Consider the following 9,858-nt stretch of genomic DNA (forward strand, 5'->3'; position numbering starts at 1 on the left):
CTGGCGCCCTTCACTCGCCCTTGTTGCTCAACTGGAGTATAAAAAGATCAACTTCCATAAAAACAACGGGTTTATCGCATGGCAGCGGCGGAGTTCAAACAACTGAGGGACTATCTTGCCAGTCAAATTCTGGGACAGGATGAGCTCATAGAAGGGCTGTTGATCGCCCTGTTATGTGAAGGACATGTATTAATCGAAGGGGCTCCCGGCCTTGCCAAGACCCGTGCCGTCAAGGCGCTTGCTGGCGCTGTCGAGGGGCGTTTCGCTCGCATCCAGTTCACCCCTGATCTGCTGCCGGCAGATCTGACCGGCAGCGAGGTGTTTCACCCGCAGGATGCCAGTTTTGTATTCCAGCCCGGCCCCCTGTTCAATCATCTGATACTGGCGGACGAGATCAACCGGGCGCCGGCCAAGGTGCAATCTGCGCTGCTGGAGGCAATGGCAGAACACCAAATTACCGTGGGCAAAAAGAGCTGGCGCCTGCCGCCGCTCTTTATGGTGGCCGCCACCCAGAACCCCATCGAGCAGGAGGGAACCTATCCCCTGCCGGAAGCACAGCTCGACCGTTTTTTGCTAAAGCTGATAGTCGATTATCCGAGCCCGGCCATGGAGCTCGCCATCTTGCAGCTCAATGCCGGTGGTGAACTGCTTGGCGCAGCGCCAGTGACCCTGAGCCAGACTGCCTTGCAAGGTGCTCGGAGTGAAGTGCTGGCGGTCAGCATGCAGAGCAGGCTTGAACACTATCTGGTGGAGCTGGTCTGCGCTACTCGCCCCGGTAGTGGCCTCTGCCCTGCCCTTGAACCACTGCTCGCGGTGGGGGCAAGCCCGAGAGCCACGCTGGCACTGGCCCGTACAGCCCGTGCCCGCGCCTGGCTGGCGGGACGGGATTTCGTGCTGCCGGAAGATATCCAGCTGCAAGCCTATCCGGTGCTCCGTCACCGCCTTATCCCAAGCTATCAGGCCCTGGCGGACAATCTGGATAACGACACCCTGATCGCCCAGCTACTGGATCAGGTGCCATGTCCCTAGCGCCGGATCTCCATCCCGATATCGCCCTGTCGCTGCCACAGCTGCTCAAGATCCGCTACTGGGCCAAGGCAAAGATGCCCCCACGCGCGGGCAGAAGCAGCACCGAGCGTGGCAAACCGGGACGCACTCCCGGGCTCACCTTTCGCGAACTGCGCGCCTATCAGGCAGGTGACGAGGTGCGTCATATCGACTGGCGGGTGACTGCGCGCCTTGGACGTCCTTACACCCGGCTCTATCGTGAAGAGCAGGATCAGGCGCACTGGCTGCTGCTCGATCTCTCCCCCGCCATGTATTTCGGCTCCACCATTCAGCTCAAGGCTCGCCTTGGCTGCGAGCTGGCAGCCGCCCTTATCTGGCGACATGAGAAACAGCACAACACCCTGATTTGCCATGGGGTTGACCCCCATCGTCAGAGCCAGCGGGGCAACGTGCTGCCGCTGCTCGAATCCCTTTGCCATCACTACCGGCAGGGGCTGGCCCGCCAGCCGCTTTCCCAGACACTGGCAGATACCCTCGGGCAAACGGCACTCCCCCACGGCGCCAGATTGACCATCATTACCGATCATCGCCCTTGTGAATCAACACTCTGCCAGCGGCTGCAGCAACTTTCGCTGCGTCACGATATTCACTACTGGCAGATCCGTGACCCGCTGGAAGCCGTGCTGCCGCCAAGCGGCTTGCTGCCGGTAGCCATCAACCGGACCTCAGCCCCCTATCAGGGTTGGCTCGATGGCCAGCACAGCGGTTTTTCCCATCGCTACCAGCAGGCGGCCGAGCAGCAACTGCAACTTGGCAGGCAACAGCTGCTGCCGCTGGTACAGCGGCTCTATCTGCTCGATAACGGCCGGACACTGCAACAACAGTGGCAGGAGGGGTTATGTCATCAGGGATAGCGCCACTCTTGAGCAGCAGTCCGGCATCGGAGGCGATTACCGCGCCCCTGAACGCACTGCTGAAGGACAAGATCCGGGACATTCATCCAGGCCCCGAGGTTGGCGAACAACTCCTCGATCCCCGCTTGCAGGCCCTGCTGTGGCTCCTGATCCTCGTTTTGCTACTGGTGCTGATCATCAGATTGGCAATACGAATACAGCAATATAGGCGCTGGTGCAGGCAGTTGGAGGGCGATCCACAACAGCTGGTCACCAGCATCCAGGATAACCTGCGCCTGGAGGCACTGTATCGCTGGCCCGAGTCTCGCCTGCTGCAGGGAGAGAAGTGGCTCGCGTTTCTGGATCGTCAGGGCGGCACCCGGTTCAGCCAGTTTGCCCATCACTGGAGCAGCTGGCTCTATGGCAATAATGCCCCCGACCATGAACAGAGCGAGCAGCTTAAACAGAACTATTACCGCTGGGGACGCGCCTGCCTTCTGCACAAGCGACGGCTGGCGAGCAAGGCCCGAACAAGGGGAAACCGATGACCCTCGCTTGGCCCTGGTTTGCTCTCGCGCTGGTGCTGCCGTTGCTGGTGCGCTTTGGCCTGCCTCCCCTGCGCCACGGTTATCTTGACCACCCCGGCTTCCCTCTGCTGCGTGCCCATGCAGGCATGTCTTTGTGGCGAGCTGGGCTTATCTGGTGCGCCCTGATTGCGGCACTTTGCCGTCCTCAATGGTGGGGAGAGCCTATGGTGCGCTATCAGGGGAGTCGTGACCTGCTGCTGGCGGTCGATCTCTCCGACAGCATGCGCACCCCGGATATGCTCGATAGCGGCGAGCAGCTGGCACGTCTGACGGCAGTTCGCCAGCAAATCAAGGGATTGATCGCCCAGCGCGCTGGCGATCGGATCGCCTTGGTCGTCTTTGCCGATCACGCCTACCTGCTCTCTCCCCTGACCCAGGAGATACCGGCGCTGCTGACATTGAGCGACGAGCTCGACTTTGATCTGGTTGGCCGCACCACCGCCCTCGGTGAAGCGATCCTGCTGGCACGCCAGCATGCTGAGCAGGGCCGTCCGACAGCGCTGCTGCTGGTAACCGATGGGCGCAATACCGCAGGCAGTGCCGATCCGGAGCATGAGGCCAAACTCGCCGCAGCGCAGGGGATACGTATATATACCCTGGGGGTCGGAGCCGACCCCGATACCTTTGTACAGCCTTTCAATGACGCAGGCGCAGATCAGAGTGACCCCAGCAGCGAGCTTGATGAGCCCCTGCTCAAGCAGCTGGCCCGGATTGGCAATGGACGCTATTTTCGCGCCCGCAGCCAGAACGATCTGGAGGCGATCAACGAGGCCATCAATCAGCTGGAACCCACCGCCCATCCTGTCTCCCACTATCAACCGGTGACAGAGCTTTATCCCTGGCCGCTGGCGCTGGCCTGTGCGCTGTTACTGCTGCCCGCAGGCCATGGCGGGGTAGATAACCGATTTACCCGCGCCCTGCAGCTGAGAATGAGACGATGGATCTGATCCTGCTCAGGCCGCTCTGGCTACTGGCGCTCATCCCGTGGCTCTGGCAGGGATGGCGGCGTCGCCAGCCCCCCATGCTGGCTCCGGCCATGCGCGCCTACCTGTTGCCAGAGCGCAAACCGGCTCGCCCCTGGCTCTGGCTGGCGACCCTGCCGGTCATTCTGGCCCTCAGCGGCCCCGCCCTGCGCAGTGAGTGGCAAGCGCAACCGGCCGCGCCGCTCGATATCTGGATCCTGGATCTCTCCCGCTCGATGCAGGCCACCGACCTCAAACCGGATCGAGCCACCCGGGTCAGACTGCAACTCCAGCAACTGCTTGGCACTGCCAACAACGCCCGGATTGCGCTCGTTCTCTACGCTGGCGACGCTTATCTCGCCATGCCCCCGACCCGGGATCATCAAGCCATTGCCCTGCTGCTGCCCGATCTGCGCCCCGACATCATGCCGTTGCAAGGCAGTAACCCCGCGCGGGCCATCGCCCTTGCCATGAAACAGATTGCCCCCGGTGAGCAGGCTCGTCTGCTGCTCATCACCGACGGACTTAGTAACAAACAGATGGATGAGATTGCCGCGCTGTGGCCCTGTCAGGAGAGCCTTTTCTGCCACAACAGCAATAGCCCACGACTCGATATTCTCCTTGCCAGCAGTGCAGAGCCTGCGGCCATGCCACCCATTCCGGCCAATGAACTGGGTTTTGCCACACGCCCCCCTGCCCAACTGGCCGCACCACAGAGCGATGCCATGGCTACCATGGCGCGCAAGCTGGGTGGCGAGCTGCAGTGGCTGGGTAGCGAATCTCCCCGTTTTGCCCCGCTGCCAACCACTACAGTGGCGCTCGCTCCCGCGCCGCGCGATCTGGGTCTCTGGCTGCTGTTACCACTATTGCCCCTGGCGCTGCTTGCCCGGGTGGGAACCCAACTGCTCATTGCAATAACCATCGGCTGGTCACTGCTGGTACCCGTCCCAGCGCAAGCCAACCCCATCCAGCCATCACCAGACGAGCAGGCGATGCAAGCTTATCGGAAGGGAAAGTACCAACTGGCAGCCAGCACATTCAGCAACCCGGTATGGCGCGGCAACGCTTGGTATCGGGCAGGCGATTACCGGCAAGCCGTTGCAGCCTACGAGCTGGAAACAAGCGCGACCGCCCATTACAACCGGGGCAATGCGCTGGTTCAATTGGGGGAGCTGGCTGCCGCCAAAGAGGCCTATCTGGCCGCACTGGCCCTTGAGCCACGCCATGAGGATGCCCTCTATAACCTCTCACTACTGCAAGGCGGTGAGTCAGCGGCACCAACAGAGGCAACGCACAGCAGCGCATCCATTAAACCGGAGCAAGCACCGGCCGAAGCGGTGCCACTGCCCCCTGCACCACCAGTGCTTTTGCTGGAACAGCGGCTGCGCAAAGAGGCGCTGCGCCGAGAGCTCATAAAGGTAGAAGAGCCATGGTGAAGCGCACGGTCTGCTCGATACTGCTCTTGGTGTTGAGCCTCCCCGGCTGGGCACAGCCCCGGGCTGAGTTATTGCCAAGTGCTACCCCTGCTGACTGGTTGCTGGTGATCGAGGCTGATGGAGTGCGTCAGGGCAATGAGCTAGAGATCACGCCGCTGCTGCGCCAGTTCGCCGTGGGCAGAGTCACCATGAGTCGGGTATCCACCCCAGTGCAGCAGTTAACCCGCTGGCAGATCCCGTTGCACCTGACTAGCCAGCCAGATGATCCTGCCGGCATGGCGATAGCTCCGCTAAAGCTTGGCAACGAGTGGACACCCGAGCTGACACTCAAGGCCCCTGCGCCACAACCGACTCTGCCTGCACCACCACCCCCAGCAGCACTGGAGATGGAAGCCCAGCTTGATCATCAGGGCCCTCTCTACCCCGGTCAGCCGGTGATCTATCGGCTTACACTCTGGCTCCCCACCACCATGCAGCACCCCGGGCTCAGTGAACTCAACTCGCCCCATTTCATCATTCGCCGCCTTGGCAACGATGAGTGGCTTCCCCCAGTGCAGAGCGGGCTGCCCGGCAGACTGACCCGCAGCTGGCTGATCCAGGCCAAGGCTGCTGGACTCTGGCTTATCGACTCTCCGAGGCTACAGGGACAATTGCCCCAAAACGGGGGTCAGCTGCAGCGCCTTGCCGCCCGCGCAGCCCCCCTTCAGGTACGCGTGGATCAAGCCCCCGCAACGCCGGTTGCCAGTCGCTTGCTGCTGACCCAACGCATAGAGCCCACGGCAGAGGGTCACGCGGGGGAGCCACTGATCCGGGTCATTACCATCACGCTCGAAAATGGTGACAGCAGTCAGGTACAACTGGCCCCTCTTATGGCACAGCAGCTCCCCGCCGGGCTGCTGGCCCACCCGGATGGCGAGCAGCAACAGGAGCGTTATCGGGAGGGCAAATTGCTGTTTGAACGGGAGTGGCGCCAAACCCTGCTGGCCCACGAGGCAGGAGAGTATCAGCTACCGGCGCTCACCCTGCCCTGGTTCAATACCGCAAGCGGCCGTATAGAGCAGGCGAAGCTGCCTGCCACTCGCCTCGTTTTCCAACCAGCCAGCCAGCAACATGCTGGAGAGTCACTGCCACTGGCCAACGAGAGCCTCTGGTGGGTCTTGCTGGCGCTGCTGCTGCGAGGCCTAAGGTGCAACAGCTCGCGCTGGCTCGCCTTCTATCGTCTGCAACGAGCACTTGCCAGCCAGCAGAGCGAGCAAAGCCGCCAGGCCCTGCGTGATTGGCTCTCGTTTTTCGCTCCAATCGGCAGTACCAAACCGTCCAATACAGAGCCGTTGCAAAGATGGCAAGCGGAGCTGGATCGCGCCTGCTTTGCCCCCCTGGCGCCGGTCGTGCCATGGCGCACAATCTCACGTGAGCTCTGCCATGTTGAAACGGTGGGCATCGCTCAGCTCCTTGCCCTGATTGCCCACCGGTTCCCCTTGCGGGGTTAACGCAGCCTCCACAACAGGAGACACTCCCATTGCTCTTTTTTAGAAAAAAGCGGGGTCAGCCTCATAAAAGTGGAAATGATCCGGCCACTTCGCCGGTCTATGACCCTATGGCTGACAAACAAACCAAATTCGAAGCGCTGGTTCATGCGCTGCACAAGGATATCTATCGCTACGCCTACTGGCTGGTGAGGGATCCTCACGTCGCGGAAGATCTGGTGCAGGAGACCTTCCTGCGAGCCTGGAAGGGTATCGACGCCCTGCAGGACGATCAGGCCGCCAAAGGATGGTTGATCACTATCTTGCGCCGGGAGAATGCCCGCCGTTTCGAGCGCAAACAGTTTGATCTGGTGGATCTGGACGACCATCCCCAACCACAGCCCGATGTGCTGCACAGCGAAGAGGAGATGGAGAACGAGTGGTTGCATCGTCATATTGCCCGCCTGCCCGAAGAGTATCGGGAGCCCCTGATGCTGCAGGTGCTGGGCGGATTTAGCGGTGAGGACATTGCCGAACTGCTCGGACTCAACAAAAACACTGTCATGACAAGACTGTTTCGCGCCCGCAACCAGCTGAAAGAGGCGATGGCGCAGAAGAAATTATCAAGAGGAGATGGACATGGATGAACTGGAGTTTCGCCGTCGCGCCATGATCCAGCCCGGCGATCAGCAACCCGACTTCCTCGAGGCTGCCCGTGCCAATCCTGCCAACCTGCGCTATCTCGATGAGATGAAAGCTCTCGAACAAGACATTGCGCGCACCATGAGTGTCGAGCCGCCGTCAGGGCTGGCAGAGCGGATCCTGCTCAAACAAGCCCTGCAACAGAGCGAAGAGAAACAGGAGAAAACACGGCATGTTGCCAGTAGCACTGCGAACTCCCATTGGCGAACCGTGGCCATGGCTGCATCCGTCGCTTTTCTACTTGGAGTGAGTACCCGTTGGATAAATTGGCCTGCCAGCTCCGATCAAACACTCTCCCTCGCTCAGGTGGCGATGGCCCATGTCTATGGTGAGGAACCGTTTATCGAAGGTATCGATGAACGAGTCAATTTGCAGAGCATCAACGCCAAGATGGAGAAATATGGCGCAACCCTGAGTGGCATGAATGGTCTCAGAGTGACCTATGTCAACCACTGCGCCTTCTATCAGGGGCCGGCACTGCATATGGTGATCCAGGGCAAGATGGGACCCGTTACTCTCTTTCTGGTTCCCAAGCATGTACCTCTCTCTCTGCAGCCCAGTTTTGAAGATGGCACCCTCAAAGGGGAAATTGTCCAGTTTAAAGGGGGGAATATGGTACTGATTGGCCAGATGAGGGAGCCGCTAGCCCCCGTTGCCACGGCCCTGCAATCACGACTTCACTGGAACATTTAACGAACCGATTCCATCGGTAAAAACAGGCAGCGACACCAGCCAGCTGCCTGTTTCCCCTCTCTTTCCCGACCCATTACCTGCTTTTTGTCGCAAAATTGCGAAAAACAGCAAAATTATTTTTGTGAGCCGGATCAACCATTTCGCCTAAAAAACACCCTGCCTTACCCCTTAAATGATGAATTAAACATCAGGTTAAAACAAATGATTAACAGATCGATCACTTTTATGTATTCTGCTGTCACTGGTCTGATTTCTTACCTCCTACCAGATACATAGAATCACGCCAGAATTGATTCGGAAGAAGCTGAAATAAAAACGGATTTTGTCGAGGTTTGCATTGAACATGCCGCCAATATCGACAAAAAAATCTGCCTACAAGAGAGACCACCATGACGACAACTATGTTTAAGAAGAGCCTGATTGCCGCCACCATTGCGCTGGCCACCGGTCAAGTCCATGCAGCGGCATTCCAGTTGAACGAGCACTCAGCCTCCGGTCTGGGTCGTGCCTATGCTGGTGAAGCAGCCATTGCCGACAACGCCTCTGTTCTGGCCCGCAACCCTGCTGCCATGACTACCTTCGACAAGATGGCAGTTTCTGTATCCGGTACCTATATCAAGCCGGATGTGGATGTTGAGGGGAAAACCAGCGGAAATCTGACCACAAAAGCAGGTACAGTTCCTAACTATTTCAATCGTGATGCGTCAGCATCCGATATTGCTCCTGCCGCGTTCGTCCCTGCATCCTATTTCATTCAGCCGCTGAATGATAAGTGGGCATGGGGTATTGGGCTTTTCTCCAACTACGGTCTCTCTACCGAGTACGACAAGAATTTTGCTGCAGGATCAGGCGCTGGTGATACAGAGCTCTTAACTTTCAATATCAACCCGAATATCGCCTACCGCATCAACGAACAATTCAGCATCGGTGCCGGTATCAACGCGGTGTACGCTGAAGCCGAATTGAATCGTTATGCAGGGGTTTTGGCTCCTACATTGACTGCGGCAACAGGCGTACAGCATTCTGCTAATACAAAAATTGCAGGGCTGAAGGGTGATACATGGGGCTTCGGCTGGAACGTTGGTACTTTGTATGAAGTTAACGAAAACCACCGTTTTGCTTTGACCTATCGCTCCCAAGTGGATCACAGTTTTGATGGCGACTTTAACGGCACCAGCTCTAACTACAAAACTGTTGACGGAAACCTGAAACTGGACCTGCCAGCTCAAGCCGAGTTTGCAGGTTATCACCGTTTGAACCAGCAGTTTGCCGTCCACTACTCTGTCAACTGGACTGACTGGAGCGCCTTTGAAGAGCTGAAAGCAACCAGTTCTCAGTGTTCAAAAGGTGTCTGCCTGCAAAAAGATGAGAAGTTTAAAGATTCTACTCGCTACTCCATCGGTGGTACTTGGTACATCAACCCGTCCTGGGAAGCGCGTATGGGCTTTGCATATGACAACTCCCCTATCGAAGCTGAGTACCGTAGTCTGAGTATCCCCGACTCTGATCGTATCTGGTACAGTGCTGGCGCCACCTACCATATCAACCCTGATATGAGTGTTGATTTCGGTATGGCCTATCTGGATGGTAAGAAGGTTGATGTAAACGAAGGCCTCGTAAGCCATGATGGCACAGTGAATAACCCACGCTGGCAGGGCACTTCCCACGGCAACGCCTTCCTGGCATCTGCCCAGTTCAACATGAAGTTCTGATTGTTGAGCAATTAAAAAGAGCGCCGCAAGGCGCTCTTTTTTATGCAAGATCCCGTTTTCAGCGCACACATGTAGCACACACCTGTTCATTTTTCTTTTTTAATCAATCTATTAGAGCTAGTTTCATCAGCATTTAATCCCGTTTTTAACCGATGTACTCCATCACCGTTGCCTTGCTGGTCGTACCATATAAAATCCCGCCTTCAATGATATGGCCAACTGAACATTCGGTATTCACGCAAGGATAACTCATGCATTCCACTCTCAAACTATCCGCCCTTTCCCTGCTGGTGATTGCTGGTCACACCCATGCCGCAGGTTTCCAGCTGGCTGAACAATCGGCAACCGGGCTTGGCCGAGCCTTTGCCGGAGAAGCAGCTATCGCGGACAATGCCAGCG

10 protein-coding genes are annotated in these 9,858 nt (G+C 58.1%); all 10 read left to right on the forward strand.

What is annotated here, in order from left to right; all coding sequences use genetic code 11:
- Window positions 1–78 precede the first annotated feature (78 nt).
- On the forward strand, window positions 79–1,029 hold the full coding sequence (locus LG31_RS0104365) for an AAA family ATPase (RefSeq protein ID WP_033113279.1): 951 nt from the start codon (window positions 79–81) through the stop codon (window positions 1,027–1,029).
- Window positions 1,020–1,922 (forward strand): DUF58 domain-containing protein, encoded by a 903-nt coding sequence (locus LG31_RS0104370; RefSeq protein ID WP_033113280.1) that lies wholly within the window; start codon window positions 1,020–1,022, stop codon window positions 1,920–1,922. Before LG31_RS0104365 ends, LG31_RS0104370 begins: the two co-directional genes overlap by 10 nt.
- Window positions 1,907–2,449 (forward strand): DUF4381 family protein, encoded by a 543-nt coding sequence (locus LG31_RS0104375; RefSeq protein WP_033113281.1) that lies wholly within the window; start codon window positions 1,907–1,909, stop codon window positions 2,447–2,449. The genes LG31_RS0104370 and LG31_RS0104375 overlap by 16 nt, the downstream gene beginning before the upstream one ends.
- On the forward strand, window positions 2,446–3,435 hold the full coding sequence (locus LG31_RS0104380; protein ID WP_033113282.1) for a VWA domain-containing protein: 990 nt from the start codon (window positions 2,446–2,448) through the stop codon (window positions 3,433–3,435). Before LG31_RS0104375 ends, LG31_RS0104380 begins: the two co-directional genes overlap by 4 nt.
- Entirely contained in the window at window positions 3,426–4,886 is a 1,461-nt protein-coding gene (locus LG31_RS0104385) for a VWA domain-containing protein (RefSeq protein WP_033113283.1), read from the forward strand. Before LG31_RS0104380 ends, LG31_RS0104385 begins: the two co-directional genes overlap by 10 nt.
- Window positions 4,880–6,376, forward strand: a complete 1,497-nt coding sequence (locus LG31_RS0104390) for a BatD family protein (protein WP_033113284.1) — start codon at window positions 4,880–4,882, stop codon at window positions 6,374–6,376. The genes LG31_RS0104385 and LG31_RS0104390 overlap by 7 nt, the downstream gene beginning before the upstream one ends.
- 29 nt (window positions 6,377–6,405) lie before the next feature.
- Complete coding sequence (locus tag LG31_RS0104395; protein WP_033113285.1) at window positions 6,406–6,999, forward strand: sigma-70 family RNA polymerase sigma factor; 594 nt, start codon at window positions 6,406–6,408, stop codon at window positions 6,997–6,999.
- Entirely contained in the window at window positions 6,992–7,747 is a 756-nt protein-coding gene (locus LG31_RS0104400; RefSeq protein ID WP_033113286.1) for a DUF3379 domain-containing protein, read from the forward strand. The genes LG31_RS0104395 and LG31_RS0104400 overlap by 8 nt, the downstream gene beginning before the upstream one ends.
- Window positions 7,748–8,136: 389 nt before the next feature.
- Window positions 8,137–9,459 (forward strand): outer membrane protein transport protein, encoded by a 1,323-nt coding sequence (locus LG31_RS0104405; RefSeq protein ID WP_033113287.1) that lies wholly within the window; start codon window positions 8,137–8,139, stop codon window positions 9,457–9,459.
- A gap of 251 nt (window positions 9,460–9,710) precedes the next feature.
- Window positions 9,711–9,858, forward strand: a 148-nt coding sequence (locus LG31_RS20275; RefSeq protein WP_193354215.1) for an outer membrane protein transport protein, incomplete at its 3' end; no start/stop codon positions are given.

It is taken from the genome of Aeromonas lacus, assembly GCF_000764665.1.
Classification (GTDB): Bacteria; Pseudomonadota; Gammaproteobacteria; order Enterobacterales; family Aeromonadaceae; genus Aeromonas; species Aeromonas lacus.